Annotated in this window: 14 protein-coding genes; 10 read left to right on the top strand and 4 right to left on the bottom strand. The window is 71.5% G+C overall.

What is annotated here, in order from left to right; all coding sequences use genetic code 11:
- Positions 1-31 precede the first annotated feature (31 nt).
- The 3 genes from E6P78_RS16275 (at position 32) to E6P78_RS16265 (ending at position 3,438) form a co-directional block, all read left to right on the top strand.
- Positions 32-1,465 carry a transcription antitermination factor NusB gene (locus tag E6P78_RS16275; protein WP_136204316.1) on the top strand — a complete coding sequence of 478 codons (1,434 nt, stop codon included), beginning with the start codon at positions 32-34 and terminating at the stop codon, positions 1,463-1,465.
- Positions 1,466-1,586: 121 nt separating this feature from the next.
- Positions 1,587-2,270, top strand: coding sequence for a ribulose-phosphate 3-epimerase (gene rpe, locus E6P78_RS16270; protein ID WP_136204315.1), 684 nt, complete (start codon positions 1,587-1,589; stop codon positions 2,268-2,270).
- 151 nt (positions 2,271-2,421) lie between these two features.
- Positions 2,422-3,438 carry a sugar-binding domain-containing protein gene (locus E6P78_RS16265; RefSeq protein WP_136204422.1) on the top strand — a complete coding sequence of 339 codons (1,017 nt, stop codon included), beginning with the start codon at positions 2,422-2,424 and terminating at the stop codon, positions 3,436-3,438.
- A gap of 72 nt (positions 3,439-3,510) precedes the next feature.
- On the opposite strand, the gene E6P78_RS16260 is transcribed toward E6P78_RS16265, so the two are convergent.
- A complete protein-coding gene (locus tag E6P78_RS16260; protein WP_136204314.1) occupies positions 3,511-4,533 on the bottom strand; it encodes a terpene cyclase in 1,023 nt (340 codons plus the stop codon).
- A 305-nt stretch (positions 4,534-4,838) separates the two neighbouring features.
- Between E6P78_RS16260 and E6P78_RS16255 the strand changes: the two genes are divergently transcribed.
- From E6P78_RS16255 to E6P78_RS16230, 6 genes are all read left to right on the top strand, one after another.
- Complete coding sequence (locus E6P78_RS16255) at positions 4,839-6,305, top strand: GuaB1 family IMP dehydrogenase-related protein (RefSeq protein ID WP_136204313.1); 1,467 nt, start codon at positions 4,839-4,841, stop codon at positions 6,303-6,305.
- A 195-nt stretch (positions 6,306-6,500) separates the two neighbouring features.
- Positions 6,501-7,958, top strand: a complete 1,458-nt coding sequence (locus E6P78_RS16250) for an aldehyde dehydrogenase family protein (RefSeq protein ID WP_136204312.1) — start codon at positions 6,501-6,503, stop codon at positions 7,956-7,958.
- A 190-nt stretch (positions 7,959-8,148) separates the two neighbouring features.
- Positions 8,149-8,604: an Lrp/AsnC family transcriptional regulator gene (locus E6P78_RS16245; protein WP_136204311.1), complete on the top strand. Its 456-nt coding sequence runs from the start codon at positions 8,149-8,151 to the stop codon at positions 8,602-8,604.
- 163 nt (positions 8,605-8,767) lie between these two features.
- Entirely contained in the window at positions 8,768-9,565 is a 798-nt protein-coding gene (locus E6P78_RS16240; protein WP_136204310.1) for a carbon-nitrogen hydrolase family protein, read from the top strand.
- Positions 9,566-9,626: 61 nt separating this feature from the next.
- On the top strand, positions 9,627-11,327 hold the full coding sequence (locus E6P78_RS16235) for an NAD(P)/FAD-dependent oxidoreductase (protein WP_136204309.1): 1,701 nt from the start codon (positions 9,627-9,629) through the stop codon (positions 11,325-11,327).
- A gap of 120 nt (positions 11,328-11,447) precedes the next feature.
- The gene (locus tag E6P78_RS16230; RefSeq protein ID WP_136204421.1) at positions 11,448-12,560 is read left to right on the top strand and encodes a glycoside hydrolase family 6 protein; all 1,113 of its coding nucleotides are present in this window, start codon (positions 11,448-11,450) and stop codon (positions 12,558-12,560) included.
- Positions 12,561-12,564: 4 nt separating this feature from the next.
- On the opposite strand, the gene E6P78_RS16225 is transcribed toward E6P78_RS16230, so the two are convergent.
- Positions 12,565-13,956 carry a solute carrier family 23 protein gene (locus E6P78_RS16225; RefSeq protein ID WP_136204420.1) on the bottom strand — a complete coding sequence of 464 codons (1,392 nt, stop codon included), beginning with the start codon at positions 13,954-13,956 and terminating at the stop codon, positions 12,565-12,567.
- A 138-nt stretch (positions 13,957-14,094) separates the two neighbouring features.
- On the bottom strand, positions 14,095-15,324 hold the full coding sequence (locus E6P78_RS16220) for an MFS transporter (RefSeq protein ID WP_136204308.1): 1,230 nt from the start codon (positions 15,322-15,324) through the stop codon (positions 14,095-14,097).
- Positions 15,325-15,443: 119 nt separating this feature from the next.
- Here E6P78_RS16220 and E6P78_RS16215 point away from each other — a divergent pair, with 119 nt between their 5' ends.
- Positions 15,444-16,634, top strand: coding sequence for an ROK family transcriptional regulator (locus E6P78_RS16215; RefSeq protein WP_136204307.1), 1,191 nt, complete (start codon positions 15,444-15,446; stop codon positions 16,632-16,634).
- 363 nt (positions 16,635-16,997) lie between these two features.
- Here E6P78_RS16215 and E6P78_RS16210 read toward each other — a convergent pair whose 3' ends face one another.
- Positions 16,998-19,343: a chitinase C-terminal domain-containing protein gene (locus E6P78_RS16210; protein ID WP_136204306.1), complete on the bottom strand. Its 2,346-nt coding sequence runs from the start codon at positions 19,341-19,343 to the stop codon at positions 16,998-17,000.
- Positions 19,344-19,589 lie beyond the last annotated feature (246 nt).

The raw sequence follows: 19,589 nt of genomic DNA, 5'->3' as shown, positions 1-19,589 counted from the left end.
GTCCTCTCACCCCCAGCGGAGCACCTTTCACGTGAACGACCAGCCGCGTCGCCGTCCCGCCAAGCCGCACCGCCGCCCCAAGAAGGACCCGGTCCGCTTCCTCGCCTTCGAGGTCCTCAGGGCCGTCGACGAACGCGACGCGTACGCGAACCTCGTCCTGCCCCCGCTGCTGAAGAAGGCCCGGGGCCAGGGCGGCTTCGACCACCGGGACGCGGCCCTGGCGACCGAGCTGGTCTACGGGACGCTGCGCCGCCAGGGCACGTACGACGCGATCGTCGCCGCCTGCATCGACCGCCCGCTGCGCGAGGTCGACCCGCCGGTCCTGGACGTGCTGAACATGGGCGTGCACCAGCTGCTCGGCACCCGCATCCCGACCCACGCGGCGGTCTCCGCGAGCGTGGAGCTGGCCCGGGTGGTGCTGGGGGAGGGGCGCGCCAAATTCGTCAACGCCGTGCTGCGCAAGGTGTCGGCCGACGATCTCGACGGCTGGGTGGCGCGGGTCGCCCCCTCCTACGAGGACGACGCCGAGGACCACCTCGCCGTCGTGCACTCGCACCCCCGCTGGGTCGTCTCGGCGCTCTGGGACGCGCTCGGCGGCGGCCGGGCCGGGATCGAGGACCTGCTCGAAGCCGACAACGAACGGCCCGAGGTCACCCTCGTCGCCCGCCCCGGCCGCTCCACCACCGCCGAACTCGTCGAAGCGCTCGGCGAGGAGAACGCCCTCCCGGGCCGCTGGTCGCCCTACGCCGTACGGATGGCCGAGGGCGGCGAACCCGGCGCCCTGACCGCCGTGCGGGAGAGCCGGGCCGGCGTCCAGGACGAGGGCAGCCAGCTCGTCGCCGCCGCACTCGCCGACGCCCCGCTGGAGGGCGGCGACACCCGCTGGCTCGACGGCTGCGCGGGCCCCGGCGGGAAGGCCGCCCTGCTCGCCGCCCTCGCCGCCGAACGCGGCGCCACCCTGCTGGCCGCCGAGAAGCAGCCGCACCGGGCCCGCCTCGTGGAACGCGCGCTGGCCGGCAACCCCGGCCCCTACCAGGTGGTCACCGCCGACGGAACCCGCCCGCCGTGGCGGCCCGGCAGCTTCGACCGCATCCTGATGGACGTCCCGTGCTCCGGCCTCGGCGCGCTGCGCCGCCGCCCGGAAGCCCGCTGGCGCCGCCGCAAGGAGGACCTGGAGAGCTTCGCACCCCTCCAGCGCGGTCTGCTGCGCGAGGCGCTGAAGGCCGTACGGGTCGGCGGCGTCGTCGGGTACGCGACCTGCTCGCCCCACCTCGCGGAGACCCGGGTGGTCGTCGAGGACGTCCTCAAGGGGCGCGGCGGGGCGCCCGTCGAGGCGGAGTGGGTGGACGCCCGCCCGCTGATGCCGGGCGTGCCCGCGCTGGGAGACGGCCCCGACGTCCAGCTCTGGCCGCATCTGCACGGCACGGACGCGATGTACCTCGCCCTGCTGCGGCGTACCGCCTGACCGGCCCTTCGCCCCCGGCCCGGGGGCGAAAACGCCGGGAATGCGCGAACCGTAATGATCCCGTGAGGCTTTGGGGCGCACCGAGGCGGGGAAGTGACGCAGAACATGGCAGGCTTGGTCCATGGCCCAGATCAACCCCAGTATTCTCTCCGCCGACTTCGCGCGTCTCGCCGAGGAGGCGAAAGCGGTCGAAGGTGCCGACTGGCTCCATGTCGATGTCATGGACAACCACTTCGTGCCCAATCTGACCCTCGGCGTGCCGATCGTGGAATCGCTCAGCCGGGCCACGGACACTCCGCTGGACTGCCACCTGATGATCGAGGACGCGGACCGCTGGGCCCCGCAGTACGTCGAGGCGGGCGCGGGATCGGTCACCTTCCACGCGGAGGCCGCCGCCGCCCCCGTACGGCTGGCGCGGGAGATCCGCGCCAAGGGCGCCCGCGCGTCCATGGCGCTCAAGCCGGCGACGCCCATCGAGCCGTACGAGGACCTGCTCCCCGAACTCGACATGCTGCTGATCATGACGGTGGAGCCGGGCTTCGGCGGCCAGGCCTTCCTGGACATCATGCTGCCGAAGATCCGCCGCACCCGTGAGCTGATCTCCAAGCACGGCCTCGACCTGTGGCTCCAGGTCGACGGCGGGGTCTCCGAGTCCACCATCGAGCGGTGCGCCGAGGCGGGCGCCGACGTCTTCGTCGCCGGCTCCGCCGTGTACGGGGCCGCGGACCCGGCCGCGGCGGTGCGGGCCCTGCGCTCCAAGGCCGACGGGGCCATCGGCTCGGCCGGCTGGGCGTGCGCCCACTGAGGCCGTGCCGCTACGGGCCCGCGAGCGCGGGTCGCCCCGGCCAAGGGCAGATGAACGGGGTCCGACGGGACCGGTCAGGGATCGCCGTATCTGACAGGATGAACGGCGTATCAAGAGCGTGAACAGCAGTGAGGAGAACGCGGTGTCTGCAATGTCGGCGGGCCGGTCCGCCCTGCGGATGGGGCCCGCGGAGCTGGTGCAGGCGGCGGCCATGGCCCGCCGCTTCTACCTCGAGGGCAAGTCCAAGATCCAGATCGCCGAGGAGTTCGGGGTCAGCCGCTTCAAGGTGGCCCGGGTCCTGGAGACGGCCCTGGAGCGTGACCTGGTACGGATCGAGATCCGCGTCCCCGCGGAGCTGGACGCCGAGCGCTCCGACGCGCTCCGCGCCCGCTACGGGCTGCGTCACGCGGTCGTGGTCGAGTCCCCGGCCGAGGAGCAGGACGACGCGGCGGACCCGGAGAATCTGGGCGAGGTCGCCGCCGATCTGCTCGGCGAACTGGTGAACGAGGGCGATGTGCTCGGGCTCGCCTGGGGCCGGTCCACCATCCACATGGCGGCCGCCCTCGACCGGCTGCCGCCGTGCACGGTCGTGCAGCTCACCGGGGTGTACGACGCGGGCACCGCCGAGCGCGGCTCGGTGGAGGCCGTGCGGCGCGCCGCCCAGGTCTCCGGCGGCGAGGCGCACCCGATCTACGCGCCGATGCTGCTGCCCGACCCCGCGACGGCCGCCGCGCTGCGCCACCAGACGGGGATCGCCCGCGCCTTCGAGTACTTCGACAAGGTGACGGTCGCGGCCGTCTCCATCGGCTCCTGGGAGCCCGGCATCTCGACCGTCCACGACATGCTCTCCGACGAGGAGCGCGAGCACTACGCCTCGCTCGGTGTCGCTGCCGAGATGTCGGCCCACCTGTTCGACTCGGACGGGCGCCGGGTGGGCCGCGACCTCGGCGAGCGCTGCATCACCGTCGAGGCGGACCGGCTGCGCCGCATCCCCGAGGTGGTGGCCATCGCGGGCGGCCAGCGCAAGGCCGCCGCGATCGGTGCGGTCCTGCGGTCCGGCCTGGTCACCAGCCTCGTCACGGACACGGCGGCGGCCGACTATCTGCTGACGGAGTCCGCCGCCCCGCGCCGGCCGGCCCTGGAGCGGGCCGACCCGGACGGCGACTGAGGAGCCGCACGAGCGTACGCGGAGAGGGGCGGGCGGCCACGGCCGCCCGCCCCTCTCCGCGTGCCTCCCGGCTCAGTCCTGCGCGAGGCCCAGGACCGTGGCCTCCAGATACTGCTCAGGCTCCTCGTACTGGCTGACGTCGGCGGGGTTGTAGCGGGGCGTCTGCCGGGACCAGTCGAGATTCCCGCGCATCCAGCTCCGCATCCCGTCGAGATACGGCTCCAGCATCCACGTGAGCTGCGGGTAGGCGGCCAGCAGCTCGGCCTCCGCGGTCAGGAAGCGCTCCGTCTCCGTGGCGAGCTCCGCACAGACGTGCTCCAGCGCCTGCTGCTTGCCGTAGCCGCGGTGGTGCCGGACCAGGTGGACGAGGTTGTGGATCTCGCCGAGCACCTGCTCCTTCTCGTAGGAGTAGACGTCATTGGCCCAGCACACGACGTTGCACGAGGCCTCCAGCGCGGTGATGAACCGGGGATCGTTGTGGATCGACTGGGGCGCCTCGATGCCGGCGACGATCTCTATGAGGTCCATGCAGACGTGGATCGCGCCGGTGTGGCGGCGCTTCTCGATGTACGTCGCCTCCGTCGGCACGACGCCGGCCGCCCGGTTCCCGGCCTCCCATGTGGTGGTCGTGGTGAGGTACGTGATCAGGTGCCAGGCGAAGCGGCGGCGCCAGTGCACCGCGGCGGTCGGTGTCGTACGTTGCCACAGGTCGATGAGGGCGACCACCGCGGCGGGCAGCTTCTCGTCCTCCAGGACGCCCGTGCGGGTGCCGTCGACCACGGCCTGCATCAGGGCGACCACGTCGCGTACCCGTTCGGGGTCGCGGCCGAGGTGGCCGTCGTCGAGCTGGTCGTCGACGAGGAAGAGCCAGACGAACCAGTCGGCGACGAGGTCCAGATTCTCACTGTCGGCGGTCGGGTACACCATCCCGACGAATGCGCCGAAGTCCGCTTGCTCGAAGCGTTCCCTGGCCGAATCCCGGTGCACCAGACCGGTTTTGCGAATCCAGGCATCGAGATGGTCCCGTACGTGAGCGACGTGCGGGTTCGTCCGTTGGGTGAACGGGCAGTAAATGTCCGGCAGTTCGTTCTCCACGGGCGGGTCGTGATCCTCTCCGGTCGTACGGGTGACGGTAGTTGAGCATGATCCGTCCGTTCCTCCGGGGCTTGTGGTGACCCACGGGACCTGCGGGTTTGAAGCTACCTGACCCCCTGTCACCAGGTCCAGGGCAGATGTTCGGAAATGGTTGAAAGCTGTGCGGGTAAGGTCTGCGGGTAAGGCAGGTTCCACTTGCCCGGGACTCCCGCGACGGTTCCTTGGAGGAACATACGAGAGCGGGAGTCATTTGCTGTGTCTTCGTGGAAGCGACCTGCGCCATTTCGTATGAAAAAATGAGTGTTATGCGTTTTCTTGAGCCCGGCACCGGTCGCTATACAGAATCCCCCTCGGTCCCGTACGACCTCACGTACGACGACGTCTTCATGGTCCCGGGCCGGTCGGCGGTCGGCTCACGCCAGGCCGTGGACCTGTCCTCGCCCGACGGCAGCGGCACCACCATCCCGCTCGTCGTCGCGAACATGACCGCCATCGCGGGCCGCCGGATGGCCGAGACGGTCGCCCGCCGCGGCGGGATCGTCGTCATCCCGCAGGACATCCCGATCGAGGTCGTCACCGAGGTCATCTCCTGGGTCAAGACGCGCCACCTGGTCCTCGACACACCCATCGAGCTGTCCCCGGGCCAGACGGTCGCCGACGCCCTGTCCCTGCTGCACAAGCGCGCGCACGGCGCGGGGGTCGTCGTGGACGACGAGCGGCGGCCCGTCGGCGTGGTCACCGACCACGACCTGTCGGGCGTGGACCGCTTCACCCAGCTCTCCGAGGTCATGTCCAAGGACCTGGTCCTGCTGGACGCGGACATAGACCCGCGTGACGCCTTCAACAAGCTCGACGGTGCCAACCGCAAGCTCGCCCCCGCGGTCGACGCGGACGGCCGGCTCGTCGGCATCCTCACCCGCAAGGCCGCCCTGCGCGCCACGCTCTACACCCCGGCCACCGACGCGGACGGCAAGCTGCGGATCGCCGCCGCCGTCGGCATCAACGGCGATGTGGCGGGCAAGGCCAAGCAGCTCCTCGACGCGGGCGTCGACACGCTGGTCGTCGACACCGCCCACGGCCACCAGGAGTCCATGATCAGCGCGGTCCGCGCGGTCCGGGCGCTGGACCCGCGGGTGCCGATCGTGGCGGGCAACATCGTCGCCGCCGAGGGCGTGCGCGACCTCATCGAGGCCGGTGCCGACATCATCAAGGTCGGGGTCGGACCGGGCGCCATGTGCACCACCCGCATGATGACCGGCGTGGGCAGGCCCCAGTTCTCCGCCGTGCTGGAGTGTGCGGCCGAGGCGAAGAAGTACGGCAAGCACGTCTGGGCGGACGGCGGTGTGCGCCACCCCCGCGATGTCGCCATGGCGCTCGCGGCCGGTGCGTCCAACGTGATGATCGGCTCCTGGTTCGCCGGTACGTACGAGTCCCCGGGCGACCTCCAGCAGGCCGTCGACGGGCGCTTCTACAAGGAGTCCTTCGGCATGGCCTCCGCGCGCGCCGTGAAGAACCGCACCTCCGACGAGTCGGCGTACGACCGCGCCCGCAAGGCGCTGTTCGAGGAGGGCATCTCCACCTCGCGGATGTTCCTGGACCCGGCACGCCCCGGAGTCGAGGACCTGATCGACTCGATCATCGCGGGCGTCCGCTCCTCCTGCACGTACGCCGGTGCGGCCTCCCTCGCGGAGTTCACCGAGAAGGCGGTCGTCGGGGTGCAGAGCGCCGCCGGATACGCGGAGGGCAAGCCGCTGCACGCCAGCTGGAGCTGATCCGCCGGCCTGTCCCCACCGTGCCCCTTCCGGCCGTTCGCGCCGGGAGGGGCACCGGCGTACCCGGGGGCGCGAGGGGGTGGTGAGTTGGCCGGATACCGTGCTTGGACCGGCCTGGAATGCCCGTCAACTCGGGCCCGGGATAAGTAGTATGAATTTCCGTCAGCCGACCGCCTCTCTGCTGCAAGGGATCTCATGTCCTTCTTCACCGACCTGGCTCATCAGTACATCGACGGAGAGTGGAGGCCGGGCAAGGGCTCCTGGGACATCGTCGACTTCAACCCCTTCGACGGGACGAAGCTCGCCGCCGTCACGGTCGCCACGGCGGACGAGGTGGACCAGGCCTACCGGGCGGCCGAGAACGCCCAGCAGGCGTGGGCCGACACCAACCCGTACGCCCGGCGGGCCGTGCTGGAGAAGGCGCTGCGGATCGTCGAGGAGCGCGAGGACGAGATCGGGGACGCCATCGTCGCCGAACTCGGCGGCACCCGGCTGAAGGCGGCCTTCGAACTGCACCTGGCCAAGGAGTTCCTGCGCGAGGCCGCCGGGCTGGCGCTGCGGTGCACCGGGCAGATCCTGCCCTCGCCGACCGAGGGCAAGGAGAACCGGGTCTACCGGGTTCCGGTGGGCGTGGTCGGCGTCATCAGCCCCTTCAACTTCCCCTTCCTGCTGTCGCTGAAGTCGGTCGCGCCGGCCCTGGCGCTCGGCAACGCCGTGGTCCTCAAGCCGCACCAGAACACACCGGTCTGCGGCGGCACCCTGGTGGCCAAGGTGTTCGAGGACGCCGGGCTCCCCGCCGGGCTGCTGAACGTCGTCGTCACCGACATCGCGGAGATCGGCGACGCCCTGCTGGAGCACCCCGTCCCGCAGGTCATCTCGTTCACCGGGTCCGACAAGGTCGGCCGGCACGTCGCGACCGTCTGCGCCGCGCACCTCAAGCGCTCCGTGCTCGAACTCGGCGGCAACAGCGCGCTCATCGTGCTGGACGACGCCGATGTGGACTACGCCGTCGACGCGGCGGTCTTCAGCCGTTACGTGCACCAGGGCCAGGTCTGCATGGCCGCCAACCGCATCCTGGTCGACCGGTCGGTGGAGCAGGAGTTCACCGAGAAGTTCGTCGCCAAGGTCGCCTCGCTGACAGTCGGCGACCCCGCCGACCCGGCGACCCAGATCGGCCCGCTCATCAACGCCACCCAGGCCGAGGCGATCAGCACCCTCGTGGACCGGACCGTCGAGGCGGGCGCCACCGCGCTGCTGCACGGCCGGGCCGAGGGCAACCTCGTCAGCCCCTCCGTCCTGACCGGGCTCCCCGCCGACTCCCCGGTGCTCTCGCAGGAGATCTTCGGACCCGTCGCCCTGCTCGTGCCGTTCGACGGGGAGGACGAGGCGGTCCGGATCGCCAACGACACCCCGTACGGCCTCAGCGGCGCCGTCCACACCTCCGACATCGAGCGCGGCGTCCGCATCGGGCAGCGCATCCGCACCGGCATGATCCACATCAACGACGGCACGGTCCACGACGAGCCCGTCGTCCCCTTCGGCGGCGAGAAGAACTCCGGGCTCGGACGGCTCAACGGCGACTCCATGCTGGAGGCCTTCACCACCCAGAAGTGGATCTCCGTGCAGCACGGCCGCTCGCGCTTCCCCTTCTGACCCAGGGCCTGTCGTCACATTCCCGTCTGCCGTCCGGGCGAACGACGGGAATGTGACGACAGGCCCTGGCACCTACCGCGGTGAGCGCGCCCCGAGGGGCGGGCCCATGGTCTACTGCCGGGGGCGGCACGCGCCGCCCCCGGCACAGCCGTGCCCGCCCGCGCCACCGCAGAGAAGTGACCCGTACGACGTGCGACTGAACGACCTCGACGAACGCATCGTCCACGCCCTGGCCGAGGACGCCCGCCGCTCCTACGCCGACATCGGCTCGATCATCGGCCTGTCCGCGCCCGCCGTGAAACGCCGGGTGGACCGGCTGCGCGCCGAGGGCGCCATCACCGGGTTCACCGTCAGGGTCGACCCGGCGGCGCTCGGCTGGGAGACCGAGGGCTACATCGAGATCTACTGCAGCCGCAACACCTCACCGGAGTCGATCAAGCGGGGGCTCGCCCGCTATCCGGAGGTCGCCTCGGCGTCCACGGTCACCGGCGACGCGGACGCGCTCGTCCAGGTCTTCGCGGCGGACATGCGCCACTTCGAACAGGTCCTGGAGCGGATCGCGGGCGAGCCGTACGTGGAGCGGACGAAGTCCGTGCTGGTGCTGTCGCCGCTGCTCAGGCGGTACTCGTCGGGGTCGCCGGGGTAACCAGGGACACCCCGCGCCGGGCCCGCGCAACGAATCGTCGCCGGGAGCCGGTCCGGCGCAACGGATCAACGGTCGATGCGCAACGGTCGCGCCTTGTCCGGGCCGAATGGCGGAACGTACCGTCAATACGTCCCCGCCCCGCCCGCACCGTCCGAGGTCAGCCATGCCGTCGTTGCGCACCGCCCTGTTCCAGAGCTCCGGACGCCCCGGCTCCGTCGCGGGCACCGTCGAGCTGCTGGACGGAGCCGCACGACGGGCCGCCGAGTCCGGCGCCCGGCTGCTGGTCTGCCCCGAGATGTATCTGACCGGGTACGCGATCGGGGACGACGTACCCCGGCTGGCCGAGGCCGCCGACGGGCCCGCCGCCCGCGCCGTCACCGAGATCGCCGTACGGCACGGGATCGCCGTCCACTACGGCTACCCGGAGCGCGACGGCGACCTCCTCTACAACTCCGCGCAGCTCATCGGAGCCGACGGGACAGCGCTCGCCCACTACCGCAAGACCCACCTCTTCGGCGACTTCGAGCAGAAGTGGTTCACCCCCGGGGACGAACCGGTCGTCCAAGCCACACTGGACGGTGTCCGCATTGGCTTGCTGACCTGCTACGACGTCGAGTTCCCGGAGAACGTCCGCGCGCACGCCCTGGCCGGTGCCGATCTTCTGCTGGTCCCGACCGCGCTGATGCACCCCTTCTCGTTCGTCGCCGAATCCGTCGTCCCGGTCCGCGCCTTCGAGAACCAGCTGTACATCGCCTACGTCAACCGGACCGGCCCGGAAGGCACGTTCGACTTCACCGGGTTGAGCTGCCTGGCCGGCCCCGACGGCACGGTCCGCGCCCGTGCGGGGCGCGGCGAGGAGCTTGTCACCGCCGACGTCGATACTGCCCTGCTGGCCTCGTCCCGGGCCGCCAACCCGTATCTGAACGACCGCCGACCCGGCCTGTACGGCTCCCTCGTCTGAGCCAGCCGCCCCGTCCGCCCCCGCCTTCCTCCCCGCCTTTCCCGCAAGGAGTCCGTACCCCATGACGTCCGTGCCCCCCGCCGTCCAGCACACCGAGGAAGCGGCCCCGCCGATCACCATGTTCGGCCCGGACTTCCCCTACGCGTACGACGACTTCCTCGCGCACCCCGCGGGCATCGGCCAGATACCGGCCACCGAGCACGGCACCGAGGTGGCCGTCATCGGCGGCGGGCTCTCCGGCATCATCACCGCCTACGAGCTGATGAAGATGGGCCTGCGGCCCGTCGTGTACGAGGCCGACCGCATCGGCGGCCGGCTGCGCACCGTCGAGTTCGAGGGCTGCGCCACGGACGGCGAGCCGCTGACCGCCGAGATGGGCGCGATGCGCTTCCCGCCGTCGTCGACCGCGCTCCAGCACTACATCGACCTGGTCGGCCTGGAGACGAAGCCGTTCCCCAACCCGCTCTCCCCGGCCACCCCTTCGACGGTCGTGGACCTCAAGGGCGAGTCGCACTACGCCCGGACCATCGACGAACTTCCGCAGGTCTACCGCGATGTGATGGACGCGTGGAACGCCTGCCTGGAGGAGGGCGCCGACTTCTCCGACATGAACCGGGCGATGCGCGAGCGCGACGTCCCGCGGATCAGGGAGATCTGGGCCCGCCTGGTCGAGAAGCTGGACAACCAGACCTTCTACGGCTTCCTCTGCGACTCCGACGCCTTCAAGTCCTTCCGCCACCGCGAGATCTTCGGGCAGGTCGGCTTCGGCACCGGCGGCTGGGACACCGACTTCCCCAACTCCATCCTGGAGATCCTGCGGGTCGTCTACACCGAGGCGGACGACCACCACCGCTCCATCGTCGGCGGCAGCCAGCAGCTCCCGCTGCGCATGTGGGAACGCGAACCGCAGAAGATCGTCCACTGGCCGCTCGGCACCTCGCTGGCCTCGCTCCACGACGGCGAGCCGCGCGGGGCCGTCACCCACCTGCACCGCACGGCCGGCAACCGGATCACCGTCACCGACGCCTCCGGCGACATCCGCACCTACCGGGCCGCCGTCTTCACCGGCCAGTCCTGGCTGCTGCTCTCCAAGATCGCCTGCGACGACGCGCTCTTCCCGATCGACCACTGGACGGCGATGGAGCGCACCCACTACATGGAGTCCTCCAAGCTGTTCGTGCCCGTCGACCGGCCGTTCTGGCTGGACAAGGACGAGACCACCGGCCGCGACACCATGTCGATGACGCTGACCGACCGGATGACCCGGGGCACCTACCTCCTGGACGACGGGCCGGACCGGCCGGCCAGCATCTGCCTCTCCTACACCTGGTGCGACGACAGCCTGAAGTGGCTGCCGCTCTCGGCGGCCGAGCGCATGGACGTGATGCTGAAGTCGCTCGGCGAGATCTACCCGAACGTCGACATCCGGGGGCACATCACCGGCAACCCGGTGACCGTCTCCTGGGAGAACGAGCCCTGGTTCATGGGCGCGTTCAAGGCCAACCTGCCCGGCCACTACCGCTACCAGCGGCGCCTGTTCACCCACTTCATGCAGGACCGGCTGCCCGCCGACAAGCGGGGCCTGTTCCTGGCGGGCGACGACATCTCCTGGACGGCGGGCTGGGCCGAGGGAGCCGTGCAGACCGCGCTCAACGCCGTCTGGGGCGTGATGACCCACTTCGGCGGCGCGACCGACGCGAGCAACCCCGGCCCGGGCGACCTCTTCGACGAGCTCGCCCCGGTCGAACTCCCGGAGGACTGAACACCGCCTAAGCTCCCACTGACGCGGGGAAGGGAGCGGTCGGTGTCGGGGGTACGCGCACAACGCCGGGTCGCACGGCGGGAGTCCAGGCGGCGCAGGCTGCGGGCGCGCCGGCAGGCCATGGTCGTCGTCGCCTCGGCCGTGGTCGTCGCGGGCGCCGCCGCCGGCGTGATGTCCGCCCTCGCCGGTGAGGGGCGGCGGACCACCGCCGCCCCCGACACCTCGGCGCCGCCGACTGCGGCGCCGCTGCCGGCCGTGCCGAGCGCCACGGCCGCCCCGCGCACGCCGTCCGCGCCGGCGTCCAGTGCCTCGCGTGCGCCCCGGCCGTCAAACCCCGCGCCCTCGGCCACCCGGACCACCGCCCCGCCCGCCGGCGGGCTCCTCTACCGCCACCCGGACTCCCAGGTCCTGGACTGGGTCGCGGCGCACCCCACCGACCCGCGGCGCCCGTTGATCGAGGCACGGATAGCGGCGCGGCCCGCCGCCGTCTGGTTCGCCTCCTACAACCCCGGGGCCGTCACCGGCCAGGTCCGGGCGGTCACCTCGGCGGCGGCCCGGGCCGGCCGGACCCCGGTCCTGGTGCCGTACGCCATCCCCGGCCGGGACTGCGGCGGGGCTTCCGAGGGCGGCGCGCCGGACCTCGCCGCGTACGACGGGTGGATACGGGAGTTCTCGGCCGGGCTCGGCGACGGGCCGGTGATCGTGATCCTGGAGCCCGACTCCGTCGCGCAGTCCGACTGCCTGTCGGCCGACGACCTGGCGGCCCGTAACGCCTCGCTGGCACGGGCCGGCCGGGCGCTGCACGCGGCGAACCCGAAGGCCAAGGTGTACTTCGACGGCGGACACTCGGGCTGGCACCCCGCCGCGAAGCAGGCCGCGGCGCTGCGGGCGGCGGGGGCGGCGAGCAGCGGCGACGGCGTCTTCACCAATGTGTCGAACTTCCACCGCACCGCCGACGAGGCCGCCTACGCACGCCAGGTGCTTGCGGCGCTCGGCGGTCCGGAGCGGCTGGGCGCAGTCATCGACACCAGCCGCAACGGGAACGGGGCGCCGGCGGGCGACGCGTGGTGCGATCCGACGGGCCGGGCGCTGGGCCGGGCCCCCACCACGGAGACGGGGGAGGCCCGGATCGACGCCTACCTGTGGGTGAAGCTGCCCGGCGAGTCCGACGGCTGCCAGGGCGCGGCGGGTTCCTTCTCGCCGGACTACGCTTACGCGCTGGCGACCGGCTGACCGGTCAGGAACCGGCGGCCGGCGGCTCCTTGTCGTACGCGGACGTGCCCGAGTCGAGCAGCGGCTCCTGCGTCTTGAGGTGGGCCGGGGCGAAGGCGCGCAGCACGTGGTAGCCGGTGATCACGACGATGGTGCCGAGGGCGATGCCGCCCAGCTCGAAGTTGTCGCTGATCTTCAGGCTGACCCCGCCGACGCCGATGATGATGCCCGCGGCGGCCGGTACCAGGTTCAGCGGGTTGCGCAGATCGACCTTGGCGTTCAGCCAGATCTGGGCGCCGAGCAGGCCGATCATGCCGTACAGGATGACGGTGATGCCGCCGAGCACCCCGCCGGGGATGGCCGCGACGACCGCGCCGAACTTCGGGCAGAGACCGAACAGCAGCGCGAAGCAGGCCGCGGCCCAGTAGGCGGCGGTGGAGTAGACCCGGGTCGCGGCCATCACGCCGATGTTCTCGGAGTACGTGGTGTTCGGCGGGCCGCCCACCGCGGTCGAGAACATCGAGGCGGCGCCGTCCGCGGCGATCGCAGTGCCCAGCTTGCCGTCCAGCGAGCGCCCGGTCATCTCGCCGACCGCCTTCACATGCCCGGCGTTCTCGGCGATCAGCGCGATGACGACGGGCAGGGCGACGAGGATCGCCGACCACTGGAAGCTCGGGGCGTGAAACGACGGCAGCCCGACCCAGTCGGCCTTCCCCACCGCCGACAGGTCCAGCCGCCAGTGGTCGACGGCCTCGGCGCCGCCGGCGGGGGAGTGGATCTTCCCGAGGACGCGGTCGAGCACCCAGGACAGGACGTAACCGAAGACGAGCCCGAGGAAGATCGCGATACGGGAGAAGAAGCCGCGCAGACACACCACGGCCAGCCCGGTGAACAGCATCACCAGGAGCGCGGTCCACTGGTCCTGCGGCCAGTACGTCGACGCGGTCACCGGTGCCAGGTTGAACCCGATGAGCATGACGACCGCGCCCGTCACCACCGGCGGCATCGCCGCGTGGATGATCCTTGCGCCGAACCGCTGCACCGCGAGCCCGGCCAGGAAGAGCACCGCACCGACCACGAACACCGCACCGGTGACCACGGCGCTGTCGCCGCCGCTCGCCCGGATCGTCGCCGCGACCCCGACGAAGGAGAGCGAACAGCCCAGGTAGCTGGGCACCTGGCCGCGGGTGGCCAGCAGGAAGATGGCCGTCGCGACACCCGACATCATGATCGCCAGGTTCGGGTCGAGCCCCATCAGGACCGGCGAGACGAACGACGCGCCGAACATGGCGACCACGTGCTGTGCGCCGAGCCCGAAGGTCCGGGGCCAGGAGAGCCGCTCGTCGGGGCGGACCACCGCTCCCGGTGCCGGCGTCTTCCCGTCGCCGTGCAAGGTCCAGCGCACGCCGAGGCCCATGGTTGCTCCCTGTGTGTAGGTGCGTGAGCCCGGTACCTCGCCCGGTTCGGCGCTCATCGCGGAAAAGATCAGCGCCATGGTAGTGCCGCCCGGTGTGCGCCTCCCGGCCGGACCCGGTTGTTCCGGTTGCCCGGCGCCTCAGGGGCGGGGCTCGGCCACCGGCACGTCCTTCACCGCCGCGCCGGACCCCGTCACCTTGCGGTCACCGGCCCGCAGCACCCCGGCACCGAGCACCAGACCGAACGCCAGCACGGACACCAGACCGAACGACACGACCAGCGAGGTCGCCTCGGCCAGCGAACCGATCGCCGACGGGGCGATGAGCCCGGAGGTGTACGTGATCGTCGCGACGCCCGCGATGGCCTGGGCCGGCTTGGGCCCGCTGCGTCCCGCCGCGGCGAAGGCGAGCGGGACCACCACGGCGATCCCGAGCCCCATCAGCCCGAAGCCGCACAGCGCCAGGGCCGCGTGCGGGGCGGTGACCACCAGCAGGCCGCCGGCCGTGGCCAGGACGCCACCGGCGCGTACGGTGCGCACCGCGCCGAAGCGGTCGACGACCCGGTCGCCGGCGATCCGGGCGACCGCCATCGTCAGCGCGAACGCGGTCGTGGACGCGGCCGCGAGACCGGCCGAGCTGTCCAGCGTGTCACGGAGGTAGATCGCCGACCAGTCGAGGCTGGCCCCCTCGGCGAACACCGCGCAGAAGCCCACCGCACCGATGACCAGGGCCGACTTCGGCGGCAGCGCGAAACGCGGCGGCGGCTCCTCGTCCGGCTCGCTGCGCAGGTCCAGCACCCGCTGACAGGCGATCAGGCCCAGGACGGTCAGGACGAGGGCGGCGACGACGTGGTGCAGCCGGGCGTCGGTGCCCAGGTGGGCGGCCACCGTGCCCGCCGCCGAGCCGAGCAGGGCGCCCACGCTCCACATCCCGTGCAGCCCCGACATGATCGACTTGTCGAGGCGGTTCTCCACCTCGACCCCGAGCGCGTTCATCGCCACGTCGGACATGCCGGCCGACGCCCCGTAGACGAACAGCGCCGCGCACAGCGTGAGCAGTCCGGGCGCCAGCGAGGGCAGGATCAGCGCCAGCGTCCACAGGGCCAGCAGCCCGCGCAGGGCGGTCCGGGCGCCGAAGCGGTGGCTGACCGCACCGGCCAGCGGCATCGCGACCGAGGCGCCTATCGCGGGGAACGCCAGGGCTATGCCGAGCTGTCCGGCGCTCACCCCGGCGTGGTCCTGAATCCAGGGCACCCGGGTGGCGAAGCTGCCCGTCACCGCTCCGTGCACGGTGAAGACCGCCGCGACGGCATACCTGGCCCGCCTCACCTCGTGTGAGCCGAAGACCGTAGCCGTGGAATCCGTTGTCATACCCGTGCCCTCCCCTGAGTTCGTCGCCTCAATGCGGCCAGTAAACTATCAGGAACCCTGCCTGATAAATAGTCCGCCCGGTTCTCCACCGCGGCGGTGATCTGGAAGGATCTGCCGGCATGCCCGCATCACCGAGCACCGCCAGGGCCATCAACGACCGGCTCGCCCTGCGGCTCCTCCAGCAGGACGGCCCGCTGACGGCCACGCAGTTGAAGACCCTCACCGGGCTCTCCCGGCCCACCGTCGCCGACCTGGTGGAACGCCTCCAGGGCGCGGGTCTGATCCATGTGGTCGGCGAGTCCGGCGCCGAACGCCGGGGGCCCAACGCCCGGCTCTACGGGATCGTCGCGGACCGCGCCCTGCTGGCCGGCCTCGACGTACGCACCGACAGCGTCGCCGTCGTGGTCACCGATCTGCTGGGCACGACGCTGGCCGAGGCGACCCTGCCGATCGGCAGCGAGACCGAGGGGGAAGACGCCGTCGAGCAGGCCGTCGCCCTCCTGGCGGCCACCGCCCGAAGCGCGGGGAGCGCGCCCCTGCACAGCGTCGGCATCGGGGCGCCCGGCCTGGTCGACCCAGTCACGGGTGAGCTGAGGGACACCACCGGCCTGCCCTCCTGGCACCGCGGCCTGGTCCGCGTGCTCCAGGAGCGGCTGCCGGCGAGCGTGCTCGTCGAGAACGAGACCAATCTCGCCGCGGTCGCCGAGCACCGGGTCGGTGCGGCGCAGGACTCCGACACCTTCGTCCTGCTCTGGCTGGGGCACGGGGTGGGCGCGGCGGTCATGCTGGACGGGAAGCTGCGGCGGGGGGCCTCGGGCGGTGCGGGGGAGATCGGGTTCCTGCCGGTCCCCGGCACGGTCGGGACGCCGTCCGCCGTCAACTGCGACGGAGGCTTCCACTCCCTGGTCGGTTCGGTGCCGCTCTGCGAACTGGCCGCCGCGCACGGCATCGCCGCCCCGGTGGTGGGCCAGGAGCCGGGGGCGGCGGCGGCCGTGCGGGCGGCGCTCGTGGGGGAGGGGAAGGGTGAGGGGGACGGCGAGGCGTTCCTCGGCGCCCTCGCCGACCGCCTCGCGCTGGGCGTCGCCGCCGTCGCCTCGGTCCTCGACCCCGGCCTCGTGCTCCTGTCGGGCGAGGTGGGCCATGCGGGGGGCGACGCGTTGGCCGCTCGGGTGGCGGAGCGGCTGGGTTCGATGTCCCCGCTGCGGACGGGGGTGAGGGCTGGGCGGCTCGGGGGGACGGCGGTCCTGCGGGGGGCGCTGCTGGTGGCGCGGGAGGCGGCGCAGGACGCGTTGTTCGCCCCGGCGGGGTGAGGGTTCCGTCCTCAAGCGCCGGACGGGCTGGGTTTGTGCGGGTCGCCTCCGCGGGGTGCGGGTCGCCTCCTGTCCGGTGGGTGGGGGTGGGGGCCCTCCGGGCAGACTCCTCAAAAATGGCGTGTTCACCCGGGTACGCAGAGGACCCGGGTCGTACGCCATTTTCTGCGGGGACTGCCCTGCACGCCCCCACCCGCTCTCACTTGCGTCTGTACGCCGGTGGTACGTCTGCCGCAGACGCCGGCGGCCGGTCCGGGGCGTGCTTTTGAGCCCGTCCGGCGATTGAGGACGGAACCGGTCGTTCCGGGGCGGGGCAAGGCGACACGGATGCCGCCCGCCCAAGGGCCCCGCCCCGGAGGGGGATCAGCAGGCGCCCAGGTCCTGCCAGACGCCCCATTCGCCGGTGGACCCGGGCGTCTCGCCCTTCGTCCACCACTTCGCCTTCCACTGGTGCGACCCGTGGCTGACCGTCGTACCAGCGCCGTACTCCGCGCCCGCGCTCCAGTCCGCCGCCGTGCACGCCCCGCCGGAGGGGTCGGGGCTCGGGCCGGTGGAGCCGGACGGGTCGGGCGTCGGCGTGGTCTCCGTTGCCGGGTCGACGACCGTCGTGCCGCGGGCCAGGTCCGCCGCGAGCGCGTAGGACTTGCCGCCGAAGGTCACGGTCCAGTTGGAGGGCGTGGAGGTGGGCAGGTAGTAGACGAAGTCGACCTGGACCGAGGCGCCGGGCTCCAGGCTCTGCCAGGACGGCAGCTTCAGGGAGACGCGGTTGTAGTCGCCCTTGAGGCCGCCGATGTTGTTCGCCGCGGTGTGGTCGCTGCGCACGATCGTGGTGCCGAAGCCCGACTGGTCCTTGGCGTTGGCGGGCGCCGACGTCGAGTAGTCGAACTGGAACTCCGTACCGCCGGGCAGCGTCGTCCTCGTGTTGTTGGTGATCTTCAGCTTGGGGCTGATCGGGTAGTTGGAGTCACCGAGTGGGAACTGGTCGAAGGAGACGTCGATGTCCAGCGCCTGCGTCGGCAGGTCGATGGTGGAGCGCGTGGCCCCGTACGGCGCGGCCTTCTTGAAGGTGTCGTACATCGTGGAGGTGAGCGTCGAGCCGGGCTCGTACTGCCCCTTGGCGGCGTTCCAGCCGTAGTCGCCGGCCAGCTCCCAGATCATCGTGCCGCCGATGCCCTTGTCGGCCACGTAGTCCGCCTTGGCCTGCACGGACTGCTCGTCCTCGGTGGAGAGGAAGACCTTCTTGTCGGCGTTCCACAGCCAGGGCGCGACCAGGGTGGAGTCGTAGTTGCGGACGTAGGTGCCGGTCAGCTTCGTGTCGGCGGGGAACCCGTAGTCCGTGACGTAGTCGCCGACGACGCCCTTCTCCAGGTTCTTGGCATGCCACATCGGGTTGGAGCCTGCGGGCGACTCCTTGCCGTTGGTGTCCTCGTCGTGCCAGAGGTTGTCGATGCCGACGGCGCCGTCACCGCACTTGGTCAGGCCCGCGCCCGCCGGGCAGTCGGTGGAGGCCGCCTTGCCCCAGAGGCCGTTGGTGCCGCCCTGCACGTTCTTGAAGCCGCGGGTGTAGTACGGCAGGCCGATGTTGATCCGGCCGGACGGCATCGAACCGCGGAAGTAGTGGTAGGCCCAGTCGGTGTTGAGGTAGCCGGTCCCGCCGTACTGCGAGGTCGAGTAGACGCTCGCCTGGGCGAGCTCCGCGTCCTTGCCGTCGTCGAAGAGCGCGGCGTTCGGCCCGACGTACTCGTTCCAGGCGCCGTGCAGGTCGTACGACATGATGTTGACGTAGTCCAGGTACTTCTGGATCTGGAAGGTCTCCATGCCGCGCAGCAGGTAGCCCGACGAGGGGGCGGCGACGCTGAGCAGGTAGTGGGTGCCGTCGGCGGCGGAGGCCCGGTCGAGCTTTTCGCGCAGGGTCTTCATCAGTGCGGCGTAGCCCTTGACCAGACCGGCCCGGCGGGCGTTGGACAGCGTCCAGTCCAGCGGGTTGCCGGCGTCCTTCATGGTCGTCGGGTACTCGTAGTCGATGTCGACGCCGTTGAAGCCGTACTTCTTGATGAAGGCGACCGTCGAGTCCGCGAAGGTGTTGATCCCGGCCTGGTTGACCGAGCCGTCGGCGTTGGTGGCCATCGAGTAGAAGCCGCCGGAGTCGACCCGCTCGCCGCTGTCGTCGAAGTAGCCGCCGGTCTCGGCCCAGCCGCCGACGGAGACCATCGTCTTCACGTTCGGGTACTGCTTCTTGAACTTGGTGAGCAGGTTGAAATGGCCCTTGTAGGTGAGGGCGGGGTCCATCTCGGCACCGGCGACTCCCGGCCATGTCATGCCGGTCGATGCGTTGTCCGGTCCGTCGGTCCCGACCGAGATCTTGTTGGCGCCGTCGACGTGCGCGAAGGCGTAGTTGAGGTGGGTGACCTTGTCCCAGGGGATGTCGGAGGCGAGGTAGGCGGGCTTGCCGTCCTTGCCGGTCCGCCAGTTCGTGAAGTAGCCGATGACGCGCCGCGGGTGGTCGGCGCCCATCTTCTCGCGGCCCTCGGAGTCGTACACGGAGCAGTAGGGGACGGAGACGCCCGGCGTCTCGTAGAGCCCGTCGGGGCGACAGGACTCCTGGTCGGCGGCTTGTGAGGGGGTCGCGGAGAGCGAGCCGATCAGCAGCGCGGCGACGCCGGCGCCGGCGGCGAGGAGCGTGGCTCTCGCGCGGGTGGGGGACAGCACGTTCGGTTCCTCCTGGGGAGGTCGGCAGAACACAACTGACAAGGGGTTGGGTCGTGTTGGGCCCCCGGGCGTGCGCACACCCGGGAACCGGTCCTCGGAGGTGACGCAGAGATTAAGAGGACTAGACCAGTGCGTCAATAGGTCTGGACCATTCGTGGTCCATTCCTGTGCGGGTGTCCGAAAAGAGCCCTTGTCACGGGCTGTATGTGAGCCACACCACAGGGTTCGCCCGTATGGGTCATGCCC

This window comes from Streptomyces sp. A0958, from assembly GCF_004795035.1.
In the GTDB taxonomy this organism is placed as follows: Bacteria; Actinomycetota; Actinomycetes; order Streptomycetales; family Streptomycetaceae; genus Streptomyces.
This window is presented reverse-complemented; position numbering and strand designations above follow the sequence as displayed.